The 21,224-nt window shown below is 47.7% G+C and carries 13 protein-coding genes; 6 read left to right on the top strand and 7 right to left on the bottom strand.

Annotated features, from left to right (window positions below):
- Positions 1-415: 415 nt before the first annotated feature.
- Positions 416-4,543 (top strand): DNA-directed RNA polymerase subunit beta'', encoded by a 4,128-nt coding sequence (locus QUA33_RS10985; RefSeq protein WP_333148621.1) that lies wholly within the window; start codon positions 416-418, stop codon positions 4,541-4,543.
- Positions 4,544-4,854: 311 nt separating this feature from the next.
- Here the strand turns inward: QUA33_RS10985 and QUA33_RS10980 are convergent, their stop codons facing one another.
- Positions 4,855-5,250 carry a response regulator gene (locus QUA33_RS10980; RefSeq protein ID WP_006632892.1) on the bottom strand — a complete coding sequence of 132 codons (396 nt, stop codon included), beginning with the start codon at positions 5,248-5,250 and terminating at the stop codon, positions 4,855-4,857.
- Between the two features lie 1,567 nt (positions 5,251-6,817).
- Between QUA33_RS10980 and QUA33_RS10975 the strand changes: the two genes are divergently transcribed.
- The 3 genes from QUA33_RS10975 (at position 6,818) to QUA33_RS10965 (ending at position 11,292) form a co-directional block, all read left to right on the top strand.
- Entirely contained in the window at positions 6,818-9,370 is a 2,553-nt protein-coding gene (locus QUA33_RS10975) for a DNA topoisomerase (ATP-hydrolyzing) (protein ID WP_333148620.1), read from the top strand.
- Positions 9,371-9,560: 190 nt separating this feature from the next.
- Positions 9,561-11,018, top strand: coding sequence for an ATP-binding cassette domain-containing protein (locus QUA33_RS10970; protein WP_333148619.1), 1,458 nt, complete (start codon positions 9,561-9,563; stop codon positions 11,016-11,018).
- A gap of 121 nt (positions 11,019-11,139) precedes the next feature.
- Positions 11,140-11,292: a chlorophyll A-B binding protein gene (locus QUA33_RS10965; RefSeq protein WP_172186457.1), complete on the top strand. Its 153-nt coding sequence runs from the start codon at positions 11,140-11,142 to the stop codon at positions 11,290-11,292.
- Positions 11,293-11,506: 214 nt separating this feature from the next.
- Here QUA33_RS10965 and rpoD read toward each other — a convergent pair whose 3' ends face one another.
- From rpoD to trxB, 4 genes are all read right to left on the bottom strand, one after another.
- On the bottom strand, positions 11,507-12,673 hold the full coding sequence (rpoD, locus tag QUA33_RS10960) for an RNA polymerase sigma factor RpoD (protein ID WP_190735350.1): 1,167 nt from the start codon (positions 12,671-12,673) through the stop codon (positions 11,507-11,509).
- A 688-nt stretch (positions 12,674-13,361) separates the two neighbouring features.
- On the bottom strand, positions 13,362-13,526 hold the full coding sequence (locus QUA33_RS10955) for a hypothetical protein (RefSeq protein WP_333096143.1): 165 nt from the start codon (positions 13,524-13,526) through the stop codon (positions 13,362-13,364).
- Between the two features lie 1,001 nt (positions 13,527-14,527).
- Positions 14,528-15,412: an ABC transporter permease gene (locus QUA33_RS10950; RefSeq protein WP_333096144.1), complete on the bottom strand. Its 885-nt coding sequence runs from the start codon at positions 15,410-15,412 to the stop codon at positions 14,528-14,530.
- 177 nt (positions 15,413-15,589) lie between these two features.
- Complete coding sequence (gene trxB / locus QUA33_RS10945; protein WP_333148618.1) at positions 15,590-16,960, bottom strand: thioredoxin-disulfide reductase; 1,371 nt, start codon at positions 16,958-16,960, stop codon at positions 15,590-15,592.
- Between the two features lie 636 nt (positions 16,961-17,596).
- Between trxB and QUA33_RS10940 the strand changes: the two genes are divergently transcribed.
- Both QUA33_RS10940 and QUA33_RS10935 read left to right on the top strand, forming a co-directional pair.
- Positions 17,597-18,562 carry a methyltransferase domain-containing protein gene (locus QUA33_RS10940; protein WP_333148617.1) on the top strand — a complete coding sequence of 322 codons (966 nt, stop codon included), beginning with the start codon at positions 17,597-17,599 and terminating at the stop codon, positions 18,560-18,562.
- A gap of 261 nt (positions 18,563-18,823) precedes the next feature.
- Positions 18,824-19,063, top strand: coding sequence for a helix-turn-helix domain-containing protein (locus QUA33_RS10935; protein WP_190735342.1), 240 nt, complete (start codon positions 18,824-18,826; stop codon positions 19,061-19,063).
- A gap of 73 nt (positions 19,064-19,136) precedes the next feature.
- On the opposite strand, the gene QUA33_RS10930 is transcribed toward QUA33_RS10935, so the two are convergent.
- Complete coding sequence (locus QUA33_RS10930; RefSeq protein ID WP_333148616.1) at positions 19,137-20,246, bottom strand: diguanylate cyclase domain-containing protein; 1,110 nt, start codon at positions 20,244-20,246, stop codon at positions 19,137-19,139.
- 401 nt (positions 20,247-20,647) lie between these two features.
- A complete protein-coding gene (locus tag QUA33_RS10925) occupies positions 20,648-21,142 on the bottom strand; it encodes a DUF427 domain-containing protein (RefSeq protein ID WP_333148615.1) in 495 nt (164 codons plus the stop codon).
- Between the last annotated feature and the right edge of the window lie 82 nt (positions 21,143-21,224).

Here is a 21,224-nt window from a genome sequence, read left to right as displayed (position 1 = left end):
AGAGGTAATGGGTAAGAGGTAATGGGTAATAACTGAGAAATAATCGCTAACAAATAATAGTGATTGAAACAGGAAAATTCACCCATTACTACTTACAAATACTTCAGCGACGCGGTTCCTCAGCAAAGTCTAAGGGCAGTAAAAGTTACCAATTACCAATTAAGTAGGTAGGTGCGAATAAACTTTATTAGGGGAAGGGCAGGTGAGTCGATTCATCTCCTAGCTTAGCTCTCTTCCTTATACGCTAAACCAGCCCCTACAAACAAAATGCTTGTTGTTTTTTCCCGCAGCTCTACTTATCAATTACCACTTACCAATTACCAATACTTCGGCTAAGTTCTGAAACCTTGGGCTTCGCTCAGGGTAGCCGAAGTCGAACGGCAGTAAAAGTTACCAATTACCACTACTCAGAAAAATGACAGAAAATAAGGAAATTGTTTTTCGCAATCGAGTTGTTGACAAAGGTCAGCTCAAAAAATTAATCTCTTGGTCTTTCATGCACTACGGAACAGCCCGTACAGCGCAAATGGCCGATAAACTCAAAGACTTGGGTTTCCGCTTTGCGACACGAGCGGGAGTTTCGATTAGCGTAGACGACCTGCAAGTGCCCCCGTCAAAACGATCGCTCCTCGATGCCGCCGAAGAAGAAATCCGCATCACCGAACAAAAATACACCAGAGGCGAAATCACCGAAGTCGAACGGTTCCAAAAAGTAATCGATACCTGGAACAGCACATCAGAAGACCTCAAAGACGAAGTAGTAAAAAACTTCCGAGCCACAGACCCCCTAAACTCGGTGTACATGATGGCATTCTCCGGGGCGCGGGGAAACATTTCTCAAGTGCGGCAGCTAGTCGGAATGCGCGGATTGATGGCTGATCCCCAAGGAGAAATCATCGACTTGCCAATTAAAACCAACTTCCGCGAAGGACTCACCGTCACCGAATACATCATCTCTTCCTACGGCGCGCGCAAAGGCTTGGTAGATACAGCGCTGCGGACGGCAGACTCTGGCTATTTGACTCGCCGTTTGGTGGACGTATCCCAAGACGTAATCGTGCGGGAAGTGGACTGCGGCACCCAGCGCGGAATTCGAGTACGGCCGATGACGGACGGAGCAACAGTGCTGATTCCCCTCAAGGACAGGCTGCTAGGGCGGGTGTTCGCCAAAGATGTGGTGCACCCCAAAACCGGGGAAATCGTGTCTTACGGCAGCGAAAAAGCCGTCCGAAATCAGCCAATTACTGAGGAGTTGGCGACGGAAATTGGTAATTCTGGGGTGGCAGAGGTGTATTTACGATCGCCCCTGACTTGTGAATCTACCCGATCGGTTTGCCAGCACTGCTACGGCTGGAGTCTCGCTCACTTGAAAATGGTGGACATGGGAGAAGCGATCGGGATTATTGCAGCTCAGTCGATCGGGGAACCCGGAACCCAGCTCACCATGCGTACCTTCCACACCGGCGGCGTATTCACCGGAGAAGTCGCGAAACAAGAACGCGCACCGTTCCCCGGTGTAGTGAAATTCAAGAACTTGCGTACTCGCTCCTTCCGCACCAGACACGGCGAAGAAGCACTGGTGGCAGAAAACAACGGCAAACTTGTATTTGAAGGCGACGGCTTTGAAGAAGGCAAATCCGGCGCCAAAAATCAAAAACTGAAAATCGAATTGGCGATCGTCCAGGGTTCTACTCTGATGGTCAAAGACGGACAGCGCGCCATTCCCGGTCAAGTTTTGGCAGAAGTGCCGATCGTCGGTCGCGCCGCCCGCAAAACCACTGAAAAAGTGACTACGGACGTGGCTTCCGACTTAGCCGGAGAAGCCAAATTTGCTGATTTGGTGCCAGAAGAAAAAACCGACCGCCAAGGGAACACAACCCGCACAGCCAGCAAAGGCGGACTGATTTGGATTCTCTCAGGAGAAGTCTACAACTTGCCCCCTGGCGCCGAACCGGCAGTGAAAAATGGCGATCGCATTCCGGCCGAAAGCGTGATTGCCGAAACTAAACTCGTCTCCGAACACGGCGGCGTAGTCCGCATCGCTGACCCCAGAGAAATTGAAATTATCACCGCCCAAGTCCTGCTAGACCAAGCAGTCGTGCGGGCCGAAAGTGCAGGCGGCCGCGACCACTACACGATCGAAACATCTTCTAAGCAGCGGTTTTCCCTGAAGACGGCTCCTGGGAGCAAAGTCATCAACGGGGAAGTCGTCGCCGAACTGCTCGACGACAGCTACCGCACAGCTACAGGGGGCATTGTCAAGTACGGCGGGGTGGAAGTCCACAAGCGCGGCAAAGCTAAACTTGGCTACGAAGTGGTCAAAGGTGGCACTCTGCTCTGGATACCGGAAGAGTGCCACGAGGTTAATAAGGATATTTCTCTGCTGCTGGTGGAAGATGGCCAGTACGTTGAGGCCGGTACAGAAGTCGTTAAGGATATTTTCTGCCAAACCAGCGGGGCAGTGGAAATCACTCAGAAAAATGACATCCTCCGGGAAATTGTGATCAAACCGGGCACACTCCATGTAGTAGACCGCCCGCCGCTAACATTTGGGGAAGGTCAAATCGTCAACGCCGGTCAAGAAATTTTCCCTGGCTTGGTTGCCGAAGAGTTGGGCTATGCGGAGTATATCGAAACTCCCGAAGGCCCGGCTTTGCTGCTGCGGCCTGTAGTGGAGTTTCCAGTGCCGGATAAGCCACCTGTGCCTTCTCAAACGGCGCTCAATGAGTCCATCTCTTTGAAAGCGGTGCAGCGACTTCCTTATAAGGATGGGGAGCGCGTCAAGTCTGTCGAGGGATTGGAACTGCTGCGGACTCAGCTTATCTTGGAAATTGGTTCCGGAGCTCCGCAACTGGCGGCGGATATCGAGCTGCTGCCGGATGAGGACGATGCTATGGCTTTTGGGGCGGATGGTTCGGGCCCGGCTTGGGGATCGGCTGAAGACGGTACGGAGTCGCAAGAATTGGCTGTGACAGTAGCCGATGGGGGCGATCGAGCTTCCAAGACTTTCCGCTTGCAGTTAGTGATTTTGGAATCGCTGGTGATTCGGCGGGACGTATCTGCCGATCCTACTCAAGGCAGCACCCACACGCGGCTGTTGGTCGAAGATGGGCAGTCGATCGCGCCCGGGGCAGTAGTCGCCCGCACAGAGATTCTCTGCAAAGAAGCGGGTATCGTTCGAGGCATCCGTGAGGGGCATGGCGAACCAGTGCGCCGACTGTTGGTGATGCGAGATGCGGATTCTATTTCGATCTCTGTGGCGGGTACGCCGGATGTCAGTCCGGGGCAACTGCTGGTGGCTGGTACTGAAATAGCTCCGGGGGTTGTTCTCGAAGAGTCCGGCCAAGTTGTGAAGGTTGTACCTGCGTCGGAGACAGAACCGACGAAACTATTGCTCAGGGTGGCTCGTCCTTACCGGGTTTCGGCCGGTGCGGTGCTGCACGTAGACGACGGCGACTTGGTGCAGCGGGGTGACAATTTGGTGATTCTGGTGTTTGAGCGGGCAAAGACTGGGGATATCATTCAAGGTTTGCCACGGATCGAGGAACTTCTTGAAGGACGGAAGCCGAAGGAAGCTTGTATTTTAGCCAAGCGGCCGGGGACGGCTCGCGTGGTTACGGATGACGATGTTGTGGAACTTGCGGTGATTGAGGATGATGGCCGGATTGAGGAGTATCCTTTGTTGCCCGGTCAAAACCCGATCGTTTCCGACGGACAGCGCGTAGGCGTCGCCGAAGCTTTGACCGATGGGCCCGCCAATCCTCACGAAATTCTGGAGGTGTTCTTCCACGTGCTCAAGGAGCGGCAGTCTACTTTTGAGGCTGCCTTGGAGAGTTTCCAACAGGTGCAGACGTTTTTGGTGAATGAGGTGCAGTCGGTTTATCAGTCTCAGGGCGTAGATATTTCCGACAAGCACATCGAGGTGATTGTCCGCCAGATGACCAACAAAGTCAGGATGGAAGATGGCGGAGATACTACTATGCTCCCCGGCGAGTTGGTAGAATTGCGGCAGGTTGAGCAGGTGAATGAGGCGATGTCAATTACTGGTGGAGCGCCGGCGGATTATACTCCGGTGTTGCTGGGGATTACTAAGGCTTCGCTGAATACTGATAGCTTTATTTCCGCTGCTTCGTTCCAGGAGACTACGCGGGTGTTGACTGAGGCTGCGATCGAAGGTAAGTCTGACTGGCTGCGCGGGCTCAAGGAAAATGTGATTATCGGCCGCCTGATTCCTGCGGGTACTGGGTTCAATGCCTATGAGGATGCTGGGGTTCAGGATGCGGGTTTTGATGGTGCTGTGTTTGATGACGACATCCACGATTTGCAGGAGGATGTGGTACTTGATGACCGTACTGCGCGCCGCGCCTATACGATCGAGAGCGGTTATGAGATCGGGCGCGGGTCAGAGCTTGAGCCTGATGAGGATTTTGAGGAAGTTGAGGTTGATGAAGACGATTTTGTCGCTGAGACTGAGGATGATGCCTTGGGACCCGATGATGATGATGATGATATCGGTTTTGACTTCGATGAGGACGAAGACTAATCATAGTTTTGAGATTGCATGAATGAATGAAGAGCGTTGCGCTCGGTGAGGATAAGTTGCTTCCTCGCCGCAACGCACACTTCGATTTCATGAGTTGAAAAATCTCAAATTTTTCCTCACTAATTCAAGCTGCGAACTCATAGCATCGTGTAATCGGGACATCCAAAGGAAGAAGGAAGAAGGAAGATTCAGAGTTTAAGCAAACTTTGTAATTCTAGAGTTTTAATTGTTTGTGGGTTCAAACAAACAATTCTTTCTTCCTGCTTCCTTTTTCCTTCTCCCTTTTTATTTTTTATTCATGTATGGTTCACTCAATCAGGTAGCAAAGCCTTGATTTGATTAACAAACTCTTGATGGTCTACCACAGGTTTAGAGATGTAACCGTCGGCACCGCTTTGATCCAGAAATGTTTCTTTATCACCAGCCATCGCGTGAGCAGTCACCAAAATAATCGGCAGCGAGGCCGTTTGCGGGTCAGCTTTGAGCAGTTGAGTAATCTTAATGCCGTCAACAGATTTGCCCTGGTACACGCTGCGCGAAAGAGACACATCCATTAAAATCAAATCAGCTTCGCCGTTGGCAGCAATCTGCATCACCTCTTCAACATTTTCCGTGTGCTTCACGGCTAAGCCCCCCCGCTTAGTCAGAATTTTGGAAAAAACCCGAGCATTAACCAAATCGTCCTCTACAATCAGAACGGTTTTCATAAATAAATATGGGAAGTATAGAAACTTTGTGACTTTAGTCCAAAGAGGAACACGAGACGGGGACTAGATTCCCCGTCAAAAATGCAGAGTTTTTAGCGCCATCAGCCGGGAACCCTGCAAAACCCGTATGTATATCCTTGAGCCACTAGCTGTGAGAGGGTTTACAGATGCCTAGAAGCATCCAGTACCATCATTTAGACTACTACACACAGACAGTTTAGTTCTTTTTTATAACTAGACCTGACACTGGTGAAAGTCTCAAGATTCTCAGGTAGCAGGTTTCTAGTACAATCCAGGACGCATGGACGACGCCTCGCAACCGGGTTTTTGCTCGTTTCGGCGGGCTATAACGAACTATTGCTATGAAAAAACCCGGTTTCTGACTACCCGTGCGTCCTGGACTTATAATATCCTTTCTTTCGGTCAAGCCTCCGGCTTCTACCATTTCTGATTTTATATTTTATATTTTATATGGGAACTGATTGACTGGATATCAGTTTGGATCGCGGGCCTACAGTTGCATTATTTTTTGAACTGGTATTAGAATCGGGAATGTGTGATAATTATTGCCTTCCTCGCGTCGCCACAGCAGTCGAAGTAGCGAATCTAGCGGGGATTGTTGGAGATTCCTAATTCTCAGTTTTAACCCATCAAAACGGCTTAAAATATCAACGCTTTCTTCGATCAAGCGGATGCCCGACTAGGAGATATCGCCAGGAGAGCTTTTGACTGATGAATTCATCGATATCGGCATTTTTGACACTTTCAGCGAGGGGAGCATCTGATAATTTGTACAAACACTTCTTCTGGCCCCTTCTTTCTTCCTCTTTCCTCCTGGCTCCTGTTTCCTGCCTCCAATTTCTAGCTTGGGTGCTTTCATTCAGATGCTTCCTCAGTGAGTCACGGCCACGCTCTATTGTTGAATAAGCCCAAAACAGGGACTTCACTCATCGTCCAGTCGTCTCTACACGCTCAGAACAATTACCACTACCAGGGGTATTCCAATTGCGCTTACTTTTCTTTTTTAATACTTTCGGAGTCCATCACGCTTGCCAAAATACGGTAAGCTCGATCGTCAACCGTTGCTGCTCGATCCACACTACGGCTGTACTGAGACGAGATCGATCCGGGGTTTCTCCTGAATAGAATATTTCTTCGTGTAGATGGTTATTCCTAATTGCAATTAAATTCTATCATAGATTGACGGGGACTCAAGTCCCTCGTGACGCTTGCCTAGGAAGAGCTACAGCCTCACTACGTTCTGAGTTTCTGGCATTCCGTGTTCTCCTGTCTATTTACCTTCTCACGGCAGAAGGTAAATAGACAGGTAGGCGCAAATGAAGGCAACATAGAGGTTAGGGTAAGAGTGGAGAGTAAGAGGCAAGTGTTGCCCGTCTTCGGGACTCTGATTCTGCTTTCACAAGTTAAGTTTATTTTTATTCTTCAAATGGGCGGTTGGGTCGAACTTTCGGTTCGCCAGCAGCAAAGGCTTTTCAATCGAGACAGGGAACCTCGGCATTATTGACAGAGGCTGTTTTCACTCAGGAATTAACGGACACAAGGACTCATGGCTAAACAACTCAACCTACTTTCCGGGCAAGTAATTTCTACGCCTCTGCACGCCGAGATGCAGCAATCGTACCTCGAATATGCCATGAGTGTGATCGTCGGGCGAGCTTTGCCTGATGTCCGCGACGGTTTAAAACCTGTTCACCGTCGAATTTTATATGCGATGCACGAACTCGGTCTGACGCCAGACCGACCTTACCGTAAGTGCGCCCGGGTAGTTGGAGATGTTTTGGGAAAATATCACCCCCACGGCGACCAATCGGTTTACGACGCTCTGGTACGCATGGTTCAGGAGTTTTCGAGCCGCTATCCTTTACTGGCGGGTCACGGCAATTTCGGTTCGGTGGACAACGATCCGGCGGCTGCTATGCGCTATACGGAAACGAGGCTAGCGCCGATCGCCCACGAAGCTATGCTAACCCAAGTCGGCGATGCAACTGTTGATTTTACTGGAAACTTTGACAATTCGCAGCAGGAACCGACGGCGCTGCCTGCTCAGTTGCCGTTTCTGTTACTCAACGGCTGTACGGGCATTGCTGTGGGGATGGCAACTAATATCCCGCCGCACAATTTGGGGGAGGTGGTAGACGGTTTAATTGCTTTGATTGAAAACCCGGAACTATCCGACGAGAAGTTGATAGAACTGATTCCAGGCCCGGATTTTCCAACCGGAGGGGAAATCGTCGCTACAGAGGGCATTGTTGACGCCTACACTAAGGGTCGAGGCAGCATTGCGGTCAGGGGTGTGGCCGGGGTGGAAGAGGTGCCTGGTAATCGCAAGGTGCGTACTAAAACGGCGATCGTGGTGACGGAGTTTCCGTTTCAGGTAAATAAGGCGGCTTGGATTGAAAAGGTGGCGGAGTTGGTCAATGCTGGCCGCCTCGACGGTATTTCTGATTTGCGTGACGAGAGCGATCGCGAAGGCATTCGAGTGGTGATTGAACTCAAGCGGGAATTTACCCCAGAAGCGGTTCTCGCTCGCCTTTACCAACAAACTGACCTGCAAACAAATTTTGGGGCGATTTTGCTGGCAATTGTCAACGGTCAACCCCGACAGTTGACGCTCAGACAATTGTTGCAGGAATTTCTGGATTTCCGGGAAGTGACTCTTACCCGCCGCTACAATTACGAGTTGCAGGCTGCGGAACGCCGATGTCACATTGTCGAAGGCTTAATGTTGGCTTTGACAAATCTCGATACAGCGATCGACATTCTCAGAAATTCTCCTGACGGCTCTACTGCTAAGCAAACTTTCCAAGTTCGCCTCAATTTGAGCGAAAGTCAAGCTGATGCGATTTTGGCGATGCCTATGCGTAGGCTGACGGGTTTGGAAAGGCAAAATTTGCAGTCTGAGTTTGATGAGTTGATGGCTAATATTCAAGAATTGCAGCGGTTGTTGAGCGACAGGCGCGAACTTTTGAAGGCTTTAAAGAAGGAATTTCGATCGCTCAAACGCAAGTACGCTGACCCCCGGCGCACTAAATTCGCCAATGGAACCGGACGCGCAGCAAACGCCGAACCACAATTTGCTGGTAAGAAAAATTCTGCGGTGAAGCAGTTGTCGCCGGCAACGATTCAGCCTAACTTATTGCCCGTTCTAGAGGCAGAGGAAACTATTGTTGAATTTTCGCACAAGCAGTACGTGCGACGCTTGCCGACTGGGGAAAAGCCACGCTCGAAAAGTCGCGAAAAATCGGTTTCAGCTTTAGAAAAAAATGAAGATTTTATTGTGACTGCAAATCTGACAAAAACCGATCGCACTTTGGTCGTCTTAACTCCTAACGGCAAAGCTTACCCGCTGAAAGTGGCCGATATTCCTAGTAGTAGCGCCAAAGACCGGGGAACGCCGATCGTTAGTTTGTTGTCGCCGAGTGCTACTAAAGAAAGTGCCGGTCGCGCTTTGTCGGAAATCACAGTTGCACACTTTATTTTGCCGGAAAATTCGGAAGCGGCAGATTTAGTAACTCTGACTCAGCAAGGGAAAATTAAACGCTTGGCGATGCAGGAATTTGCTGATTTGACTAATCGCGGCGTTACTGTTGTTAAACTCAAGGAGGACGATCGGCTGCGCTGTGCGAGTCTGGCTAAAGTAGGCGAGCAAGTGGCGATCGCAACTTCAGGAGGCCGAGTCCTCCGGTTTGAGATTGATGATGAACAATTGCCACCAATGGGCCGCGCGGCCCAGGGTTCTCAAGTAACCAGGTTGCGGAAGCAGGAAGAGTTGGTGGGTTGCATAACTCTCGACCCGGACGACAGTCTGGTACTATTTTCCGAGTTGGGTTGGGCAAAACGAATGCCTGCAGGTTCTGTCAGACTTACTAACCGGGGCGAAATTGGCACTCAAGCTTTTCGTTTCTCAGAGCCTAAAGATGCTTTAGTTGGCTTGCTGCAGGCTGTTCCGGGTACGGATGTTAAACTTTTTACTAATTCTGGCCGCCTGCTGCGATCGACTATTGATGCTATAGCTTTTTGGGGGAAAGATGCTGCGGGCGATCGAGTTTTTGACCTCAATCCGGGTGAAAGAATCATCAAAGTTATCAGCAGTCAATAGTCATTGGGCATTGGGCATTGGGCATTGGGGAATTAATCTGACTTCTGACTTCAACATCCATCCGTTAAATCATTTAAATCCTGTACACTGCTCGTTACCGAACTTCCTCCTTCCTTGAATATCTCAATTACCAATGCCCCATGCCCCATGCCCAATCTAAAATCTAAAATCTAAAATCTAAAATTGTTTGATGGCGCAAGTTGTATTAGAAAATATCTACAAAAGTTTTCCTCTCCGCCAAGGAGAACAGGAAAAAGAAGCAAACACCCTCGCAGAAAATGTCTCGCCTGTGGCCGATCGCCCTTCGTCTAACAGCGTTTTGCGGCGCATTAACCTAACGGTCGAAGACGGCGAGTTCATGGTGCTGGTGGGGCCTTCTGGCTGCGGAAAAAGCACTTTGCTGCGATCGATCGCCGGTTTGGAAGTTTTGACGGGCGGTAATATTTGGGTTGGCGATCGGCTCCTTAACGATTTGCCTCCTAAAGACCGAGATATCGCTATGGTATTTCAAAATTATGCTCTCTATCCTCACTTAACAGTTTACGATAATCTCGCCTTTGGATTGCGCCGCTCGGAAAGGGAGAAAGACGAAAGAAGGAAGAAGGAAGAAGGAAGAAGGAAGAAAGAAGACGAAAGACGGAAGACGGAAGAAGGAAGACGAAAGACGGAAGAAGAGCTAAGGCAGAAGGCAGAAGGAGGAAGAGAAGGCAGAAGCCAGAATGCAGAAGGAATCAGCAATAAAGTAGAAGAGGTTATTAATTATTTAGCTTCTAATTCTTTTAAAAATCCTCTTATTTATCTTTTGTTTGAGGACTTTTTAGGAGGAGCGACTCGCAAGTTGCCTCCGGGTTTGCGCTATTTGTCGGAACGGGAAAAGGCTGTAGGAAAACGAGTGCGAGAGGTAGCTGAATTATTACAAATAGAATCTCTTTTAAATCGCTTGCCAAAACAACTTTCGGGAGGGCAAAAGCAGCGGGTAGCTTTGGGTAGGGCGATGGCTCGAAATCCTGAAGTTTTTTTGATGGACGAACCGTTATCGAATCTTGATGCAAAATTGAGAGCGGAAACTCGATCGCAAATTGTGCAGTTGCAGCGACAGTTGGGAACTACAACTATTTATGTGACTCACGACCAAACTGAGGCGATGACTATGGGCGATCGAATTGCTATTATGAATGTCGGTCAGATTCAGCAAGTAGCTCGACCTCTAGAGCTTTACAACAAGCCGGCAAATCTTTTTGTTGCTGAGTTTATCGGTTCTCCGCCGATGAATTTTTTGGCGGTGGAATTTAGTACTCCGCTGTTGATTTCTCACCCGCAATTTCGCTTTACTTTACCCGATATTTGGGCAAAAAGTCTACAACAATATGACGGGCGAGGCCTAATTTTGGGCATTCGCCCGGAACATCTGAGCATTAACCCTCCGGCTACCAAAAATCTTTCGGTACAAGTGGAAATTGTAGAGGCTTTGGGACACGAAACTTATTTGGGGGTTTCTTTGACGGATGCTCCGGCGGTGCGGATGCAAGTGCGGGTTCCTCCTGAGCGATCGATCCGAGTTGGCGAGGAGCTTTGGTTGGCCATCGCCCATGACAAAATTCACTTGTTCGACCCTGATACCGAGTTGGCTATTTTTCCTGTTAGGTAAAATCATCGAGGTCGATCGACCGTTATGACCGATATCAGTAATCACAAGCTTGCATTTTGATCGAGGAATGTTATATTTATTCACATAAGCCTTACACAAGTTAACGAAAGGAGTTCGCACTATGCAAGAACAAAAACGCAACGCTTGGAACTGGGGCTTCAGCGAAGGAGCCGAAAATTGGAACGGTCGTTTGGCGATGATTGGTTTCTCTGCCGCTGTCATCATCGAATTGGTTTCCGGTCAAGGCCTGCTTCACTTTTGGGGTCTGATGTAATTTTCTAGTTAAGAATTTTGTGACACTGCAAAGCTTGGGAGTTCCGTAACGGACTCCCTAAATTTTGGCAGCGGGATTTTGGCAGCCAATAGCCGCTTGCTCCGGGCAGTTAGGAGCATAAAATTTAACAGCTATAGCCCAAACCGGGGCGGGGGGTCTCCCCCCCAAAAAAAAGAGTGCGAATCACTCTTTTGGGTGATGCTAGCAAATTACTCTAGCGGATATATTCTTTTAATATGCTGTTGCGGTTGGGATGGCGTAACTTCCGCAGGGCTTTAGCCTCGATTTGGCGAATCCGCTCGCGAGTGACGTTAAAGATTTGACCAATTTCCTCCAAGGTCTTCATCCGTCCGTCATCTAAGCCGTAACGCAGCCGTAGTACATCCCTTTCTCGGGGGCTGAGAGTATCCAAAACGCTTTCCAAGTCTTCCCTGAGCAAGTTTTTCGAGACTTGATCTTCTGGTGTTTCCCCGTCAGATTCAATAAAGTCTCCCAGACGCGAGTCTTCCTCTTTGCCGATCGGAGTTTCTAGAGAGATAGGCAACTGTGCGGACTTAGCAATGAACCGCAACTTCTCGATCGTCATTTCCATGCGGGTAGCAATTTCTTCTTCCGTAGGCTTGCGACCCATTTCCTGAGACAGGAGTTTGGTAGTTTTCTTGATCCGCGAAATGGTTTCGTAAAGGTGAACCGGTAGGCGGATAGTGCGGGATTGGTCGGCGATTGCCCGCGTAATGGCTTGACGTATCCACCAAGTTGCGTAGGTAGAAAACTTGTAGCCTTTTTCGTGATCGAATTTTTCAGCAGCGCGGATCAGACCCAAAGAGCCTTCCTGAATCAGATCTTGGAAAGACAAACCGCGATTCATGTATTTTTTGGCGATCGACACCACCAAACGCAGGTTTGATTGCACCATTTTTTCCTTTGCCCGACGGCCGACGTGGAGTCGGTGACGGAATGCAGGAAGTGCCATATCTACAGCATTAGCCCATTCGCTGTCTTTGGGTTCGCGGTTATACTCTTCGAGAAGTTGTTCTCGAACTCGCTCTAATTCCAGCAAATCTGCAATCTTGCGCGCTAGTTCAATCTCTTCGTCAGCTCGCAGCAGTCGAATCCGACCGATTTCTTGCAGGTAAAGACGAATAGAGTCTTCAGTATAATGCTTTTTCTTTGCCTGTGCCCGACGGCGGGCTTTGGCGCCTTTGCCAGATTTAGGGTCTTCCTCAGATTGAGAGTCTAAGAATTCTTCTCGATCGTCTTCTTCGTCGATAAAGAGTTCTAACTCGCTCTCAGGTAGAACGCTTTCGGCGCCCCGAAGCAACTCGATTGTTTCCATTTCCGGTGTAATTGTGGTTTCGAGTACGGTGTTAGCCTGGATCATGCCGTCTTCCTCATGCTCCTGAATTAAAGAATAAATAACAGTGGAATAGTGTCGTCTGTTTGTAGTTTAGACAAGTTAGCCAGTATTGACATTCCCGCAGGAAAAAATAGTGGGATTTTCGGTCTGCTAGCTGAATCTGTTACCGAAATTGCACCATTTTTATGAGTCAAAGCTCGAGTTCGGGTTTGAAGCAGGCAGCGCATTCAATCGATCGCAGATTTTAACATCGCGACCTTAAATTGAGCTAGCGGCTTTTTTTTCGGAGCGAGTTACCACATCATCTGCAATACCTTGCCCAGAGAAGCAAACCATGAAGTGCGATCGATCGCACTTCCAAAAATACTGACTTTTTTACTCGGTACTTCGAGCTTTTACCCGTACAAGTTTTCCGGCACGGAACCCTCTAACTTTTGTATTGGAGGTGTCGAACTTTTGATTCGCCTTGCTTTCACTCTGGTTGTCAGACATGACAGTTGCACGGCAAGTTTTCGCCACCTTGGATGCTAGTCTGCTGCCTCAAATGCAACAGCAGAGGGTTGAAGCACCAAACGGGCAGAATCGGATCTTGCAAAGACCTTCCCGATTGTAGCCTTTCTCACAAAAAATGGAAGTTGTTTTCCATTGTTTGTCAAGAACTAGGAAAACTCTGTCAGCTTAGCTTGACAATACTAACTCATGTCCGGCTCTGCTAAATCCTGAGAACGGCCCGCAAAAACTTTGGCACGATCGAACGGCGCTGTTTTCTGCGTATATCTGGGTGAACGGCTGCGGCGTAGTTGGCCAGACACTTAGCAGACAATTTTTGAGTTGCCCAAATTGGAACCAATACAATCCGTGTAGATACACCCATCATTACCCTGTTTCCCTGAATTGAATCATACGCAATCTGCGATTGAATAAAGCTCGTAGCTTTAGTTTTAAGCCGGCCGCTCTGGATTAGAGACCGACTCTGACCCCCCATGAAGCGTTGCGGGTTGAGTAGTGCAACAGGGGCTTTCATTGTTAAGTTAGCTCAAATCTCAGAAATTGGGTTTAATTTTGACGTTAAATCACATTAAGTTCTTAACGTCACATTCTTATTTAAGCAGTTCGACACGAGTTTGTCGCGTCAATGGCAAAAACCACCCGGATAAATTCTACTAAGAGTTAACCCGCCGCGCAACTCTCGACTGCGGATTTCTCTAAAATTTTTTGGCTTTCAGTGCGCACTGTCGCGATCGCACTTTTCTCTCACAAACAACACAATTCGCCATCTTCCGGAAGTATAACTTCACGATCCCTTTAAATATATCGTGACACTGTGAAGATTCCATAAAGCCCCTCAATCAATTTTAGGTAGCATTCCCCAATTGTCTTGATAATTTCAAGCAGACGCAAAAAATTCCCCAGCGGATGTTGATGCAACTGCCTGATGATAACTCCGCCAGGGAAGAAAAATTTACCCAGTTAGCGATGTGCTTGCTATGGTTAGAGAAGACCTAAACTCCAGGATACTTAAAGCAATGGAACGGTAGGACGTTGGTGCGATGCTCAAAATTTTGTTATTATTTACAGCGTCTCATCAGAAAGCACAGAGCCTTGCTTTATCCTCTGCTCAGGTTTAAATTATGTGGCTTGACCTTTAGAAGATGAAGCTATCAAGCACAATTTCTGATCCGCGTCTATATTGACAACCCAACGAAGGTTGACTACCTAGAAAGAATTAACCTGATTGAGAGAAAGATTTAGTAATTAATCGGGCAGAGATTACCATCTCTTTATATTGCCTGTTTCTAGTCAGGACTTCAGTTTTTTTTATATTTGTGAATAAGCACTAAAGTCCTGACTGCCAACTTAATTTAACCGCGAGACAAATTACTGCTGATTCCGCAGGCGAGGGTTGACAAATTCGTTTAATCCTTCCCCCACCAAAGACAGTCCCACCACCATTAAAGTCATCGCCAAACCGGGAAACAAAGCCGTCCACCAAATGCCAGTAGGTAGCGCATCTAAAGCTAAACGCAAGTCGTGTCCCCATTCGGGAGTTGCTTCGGGAAGTCCTAATCCGAGAAACCCCAAACCTCCTAATGTTAAAATTGCATCGGCAGCGTTGAGCGCAAACAGCACCGGTACGCTCTGAATCACATTCAGAAACAGGTAGCGCGAAAGCACTGTCCAAGTGTCAGCACCCATTGCTCGCGCAGCTTCGACAAACAATTCGGTTTTGACGCTGACGGTGTGATTCCTGACGACGCGGTAGTATTGAGGGATGTAGGAAATGCTCAGGGCGATCGCAGCATTCAAAACTCCTTTCCCCACTACAAACGCTAGCGTCAAAGAAAGTAGCAGCCCCGGCAAAGTATAAATTGTATCCATTAAAAATAACAACACTCGATCGAGCTTACCGCCCAAATAACCGCTAACCAAACCCAGCGGCACACCGATAAACAAACTCAAAGCAGTGGCTAAAATTACCACTTGCCAAGCCGCGCGAGAAGCAAACAGCGTGCGGGAAAACACATCGTAGCCGCTGCGGCTAGTACCGAACCAATAATTCGCCGACGGCGGTTCGTGGATGGGGTTAATCAAAGCCTCAGTAGGATTTTGCAGCCATCCCCAAGCTTGCATAGCTGGAGACAAGGTGGCTACCAATACAAACACGGCAGTTATTGTCAAACCTGCCCACATCATTTTCATTGACAGGCTTGAGGGCGAGGCACTGTTGAGAAATCGCGGCAGTCGGAGGCGGCTTTGAGCCATAATTGATAATTCGTGCGTCAGATTTGTTTTCATCAGCATATCAATATTTACCGGAAACCATAGGAAGACTTTTGAACCGCAGATGAACACAAATAAACGCAGATGTAATCTTATCTGCGTTTATCTGTGTTCATCCGCTGATATCTGCGGTTAAAAAGTCTTCGCTAATTTGCCTTTCTACAAATTACTGGCAATTAACTCGCGGTACTGGCTTTTCGGCTTAACTCCTTTGAGCTCAGCTACCAAATCTTTGTCTTTGAAATACTGAATCGTCGGCGTACCGATCACGCCAGCATTTTCAGCAATTTCTGGATCTTCTTCGATGTCAATTTCCACGTAGTGGATCTTGCCCTCGAACTCATCTACTACTTTGCTCAAAATCGGCTTGAGGCTGTGGCAAGGTCCACAAGTCGGAGAGGCATATTTGACCACAATCAGTCGATCGCTATCGTGGAACAACTTCCGCAAAGCATAACCTCCTTCGTGGCGCGTATCTTGGATATCAAAGTTCTCGCTGGTTTTGCGTACTTTTTGAGCTTCGGGCGCTGCTGTGGGTTGCTCGGATTCCTCGGTTTGGTGGAATTCCTGTGTTAAACCCTTAACTGACAGCCAACGTTCTGCCAGCATCGCACCCATACAACCGCTACCGGCCGCAGTGATGGCTTGGCGAAACTCGTGGTCTTGTACGTCGCCGACGGCGTAAACTCCCTCGACGCTGGTTTCTACGGAACCGTGTTTGGTAACGATATAGCCTACTTCGTCGAGTTCTAACTGACCTTGGAAAAGTTGAGTGTTGGGAGTGTGACCGATCGCGTAAAACAATCCCTTCACCAGCAAATCGCTTTCGGCACCTGTCTCAATATTTCTAATTCTCACCCCGTCCATTTTTCCGCCCGGTTCGCCCAAGATATCCACTGCTTCGGTGTTCCAGTGCACGGTAATTTTAGGGTTGCTCAGCACTCGGTCTTGCATGGCTTTGCTGGCGCGCATTTGATCGCGCCGCACCAGCATATGTACGTGAGAGCCGTATTTTGTCAAATAAATAGATTCTTCCGCTGCTGTGTCGCCCGCGCCGATTACAGCTAAGTCTACTCCTTTAAAAATTGGGGTAGCGCCGTCGCAAATCGCACAGGCAGAAATGCCGTGACTCCAAAATACGTGTTCGCTAGGCAGCCCCAGCCGTTTCGCCGTCGCGCCTGTAGCTATTACTATCGTGTGGGTTTTGATTTCTCTGTCTTCCGATCGCACTGTAAACGGCCGCTGGCTCAAATCTACCGAAATTACATCTTCTGTGTATAATTCTGCACCCCAGCGCACTGCTTGAGCTTTCATCCGATCCATGAGTGCCGGCCCGGTGATGCCTTCGGGGAAACCGGGGAAGTTTTCTACTTCTGTGGTGGTCATCAGTTGACCGCCGGGGACGCCTCCGGCTTGGTAGCCTTCAAAGACTAAGGGTTTCAGGTTTGCCCTCCCGGCGTAGATGGCTGCTGTATAGCCTGCAGGGCCTGAGCCGATAATTACTAGGTTTTCTACGGTTTCGTTGGTCATAGCTGTTTACTTAAACTCATAACGACTTCGTTTTACTAATTCTAGCAGAGTTCGATCGAGTTTGGTTGGATGCCATTGGGCGATCGAGCATCTGTATCTATTTTTGAGGGTCGATCGGTCTTCGGGGCAATTACAACTACTTTAATAAGCAAAAACAATCTAAAAGTCGATTTAGTTTTAAATGTTCGATCTATTTTGACTGCTGAAATCTTAAGAAAACCTAAAGATGACCCAAATTATTGACTTCATTCTCAATTATTTTACCTATTTAGTTGCTTTGAGGCTTATGGTAAGATTTTCACAATCCAGGGGCATTATGACTTATTTAAATTTTTGGCGCTGAAAGCTTTTAAAATCGTAAAATTAACGAACTCTGCAAATGTAACAAGTACAATTATTTATGCAAAATCCGCATTTTATGGTTTAAGAATTGTAAAGGATATTTGGGTCAATTTGACAAAGTACATGATTAGTGGTATGTAAGGTGCGGTCGGGGGGAAATTCGATAGAACTTTTTAACCGCTTCGGAAGCACAGGCGGGACGGCCGTGCCACGATTAACATAGAATTTTGTATTTGTATCTGAATGGATAAAATCAAGATATTGTTTGTGTGCAGCCGGAATAAGTGGAGGAGTTTGACTGCCGAGAAGATATGGGAGAATGTTAGCGGCTACAGCGTGCGATCGGCTGGAACGGAAAAAGGTGCAAGAATCAGAGTAACTGAGGGTCTTGTCGGTTGGGCGGATTTGATATTTGTGATGGAGAAGAAGCATGGCGATCGACTTCGCAGCAAATTTCCCGAAAGTCTCGAAGGCAAAAAAGTTATTTGCCTGCAAATCCCGGACAATTACGAATATATGGAACCGGAGTTAGTCGAGCTTTTGCAGGCGAAACTGAACCCCTATATGGAAATGCCAGAGAACGAGATAAATTTTATGCAGCGAGTTTTGGAACCGGAAGTGATGGATTCCTTGGAAGAGGCGATCGAATACGATTCGATGGATTTTGCTGAGGTTAATGCTGCTTTTGCTCAGAGTGCTGCGGCCTTGGGGCCGGTTTTTGGAAACGTTTTGGATGCGGGGACGGGTACGGCGAGAATTCCGATCGCCCTTTGTCAACTCCGGCCAGCATGGAAATTGACTTGCATTGATTTGTCGGCAAATATGCTGAAAGTCGGGGCGGAAAATGTGGAAAAGGCGGGCGTGCGATCGCAAATTAGTCTCGAATTAATCGATGCTAAGGCCATGCCGTATCCAGACAGTTATTTTGACATGGTGATTTCCAACAGCATTATCCACCATTTGCCCGATCCGCTGCCGTTTTTGCAGGAAGTCAAGCGGGTGTTGAAGCCGCAGGGAGCAATTTTTTTGCGGGATTTGCTGCGGCCGGAAAAAGCGGAAATCAGGGATAATTTAGTCAAGCTGTATGCGGGAGATTGCAACGCGCATCAGAAACAGTTATTCAGCGATTCGTTGCAAGCAGCATTTACGCTGGATGAAGTTGAGGAGATGATCGAAAATGCCGGGTTGGATGGGTTGAGGATTTATGAATCTTCGGACAGGCACTGGACGGCGGAACGTGCTTGGTGCGAGTCTTTGTAGACTGGGGACGATCGCCCGATAAAATTTTATACGCAGTTATTGTACACCTTCAAGCTAAATACTTGCCCAAATCCGAGCAACTGCGGAACCGACCTACGACGCTTTTATTGTCAATTGAGAAGCTGGCGAACAATAACCTAGGAATTCAGACGCTGTTTGTAAGGCATAATCGATTCATGCTCCTTTCCAAAATTGTCTAATCAATTTATTATTTAGTCAAGATGCTTAAGCATCTTATATAAAAAATGTGCGATCGAGATTATGCCGAAAAAGCCCGTTCCGCGACCAGAAAATGAAGAGTCGCATTTGAAGAAGCTCAGGGAAGAACTGGAGATGAGTCAGGAAGATTTGGCGCGAGAGCTTGGCGTTTCGTCGCAAACCATCAGTCGTTGGGAGTTGGGGAAGAATGTGCCGACGTTCACCGTCAAGCAGATGAAAGCTTTGGAGAAATTGCTGGCTAGCATCGGGAGGTCGATCGGCGATTTGCCCGACAATCTGTGATCGAAACAATTAAACAAGCCCACGAATAAATCCGTGGAGCACTTTTTCCAATCTAAAATCTAAAATCTAAAATCTAAAATCTAAAATCTAAAATCACTCGATCGCGCCCTAAGTCTTTAGCTTGATAAAGCGAACGGTCTGCCGCCGCAAGCAGTTTTTCCGGGGAAGTTTCGGGCTGAGGAAACGTGCTCGCTACCCCCAAACTCAGCGTCACGAAAGAACACACCGCTGAATTAAGGTGTTCGATTTCTAGTTCTTTTACCCAAACTCGAATTTGCTCTGCAATCCAAACAGCTATTTCTGACGAAGTGCGGGGTAAAATTACCGCAAATTCTTCACCTCCGTAACGAGCTACCAGAGTCTCCCCCGAAACTGCCCCTGCTGAGTAATGTACAGCCTCAACAATAGTTTTGGCTACCTGTTGCAAACAAGCATCTCCCGCCTGATGCCCGTAAGTATCGTTGTATGTCTTAAAAAAGTCAACATCGCATAAAATCAAAGATAGTTCTGCTGCTGATTCTCCCAATTCTTGCCATTTTTTCTGTAAGTATTCGTTAAAACAGTGGCGGTTGGCAATCTGAGTTAAGCCATCTAAGTTGGCAAGGCGATACAATTCGGAATTAGCTGCTTTTAATTTAGAATTAGCTGCTTCTAACTCGGATTGCGTGAGCGATAAATTGTAATAAAGTTCGCTCATAGACCAAGTAGCTTGTTGGTGAATTTGGGATAAAGCTACCCAGAGTTGATGCACGTCTAAAAGTCGGTAAACTTGAGGTTCTAACTGCACAACAATCGGCTCGTAAAGCAGTTCCGGCGGTCGCTGCACGGAGCGCTGAGCTGCCATGACAATTAAGGCTACTCCTGGTAAAATCAAAATATCGGTTTGAGCTATTTGATACAAGGCTATAATCGGCCTGCAAGCAAATATATCTACTCCGTAAGGGCGGCTCATGCGTTCCATAAATCGCCGACGCGATATCATCCCTAAAAATTCCCCATTTACGGTCAAGATAACTCCCGGAAGCAGCGGGTGAGATTGAAACAACCGAGCTACTTCTTTGGCGAGATATGAGGAGTCAACCTGAAAATTGAATAGAGCCAGATCCTTAAGAGTAGACTCTAAAGATAAATTATTGGGTGAGTTTTCTGGCGAGTTAGACGGCTCAATAAATTCAACAGACACAGCGCAGATCCGAATAAATAATAAAGCAGCAACGAAGCTAGTGTCAACGATTAACTTATATTAGTATTTATTTGCGATCATTGGTTGTATTATTTAGTACACTATTTATAGTAATGGAATAAGCTACTGCGTGAGTTGTTGCCGTACCTGCATTTCATCGATCCATGCTCACTAAATTACAGATTTATTGAATTATTTTCGATTTTTTACTCAATTTTTTACTAGGGGCTTTTTACGGGGTAAAAAAAACGATTTCGGCCCCACTCCGCCGCTCATTGACGGTGCACATAAACTCAAGAAACCTGGTTTTTAAACCGGGTCGAGGCTGTAACGAGGTTTTGCATCAAAAAACGTGGTTTCTGCCCCTGTTCTCAACTCAAAATTCAAAACTCAACCTTCCCTCACCACCCCCAAGTTCCTGGCCCTCCCTTAAACGGGCCGACAATATCTTTGGTAATCCAGCCGCCGTAAAAATCCCCTGGTTGAGATTGCACTAATTCCCCGTCCACATAACAGGCATCCATCTTGCTGGGATAAAAAGCCACATAATCTTTAATAGCTGCAAAAACCTGATTAGGATTGGGATAAAACCAAGCAGCATTTACTACTTCTTTCGACTCTACCGTTACAGTGTAATAACCGGCTTGTCCCTTCCACTCGCACCAAGAACCCCGTAAAGTTTTGTGCAAATATTCCATTTTGATGTCATCGGGGCAGATATAGTAGACAGGAGGGTGACTTGTCTCCAATACCCGCTGAGGGCGGTGCGTGTCGGCGATCGTCACTCCATTAAAAATTATCTGTACGTGTTTGGTCGATTCCTCAAGCCGAGGGGGACGCGGGTAATCCCAAACAGACTCTTCACCAGGGCCCGGCTCTATTCGATCGAAGTTCATTTGCACCATCTCCCCTGCAAAAAAAAAACAATTAGCGACTTAGCATTACAATTTAATGTACCCTTAATCGAGTCGCTGCTTC

The organism is Microcoleus sp. Pol14D4 (assembly GCF_036701245.1).
Taxonomy (GTDB): Bacteria; Cyanobacteriota; Cyanobacteriia; order Cyanobacteriales; family Microcoleaceae; genus Microcoleus.
This window is presented reverse-complemented; position numbering and strand designations above follow the sequence as displayed.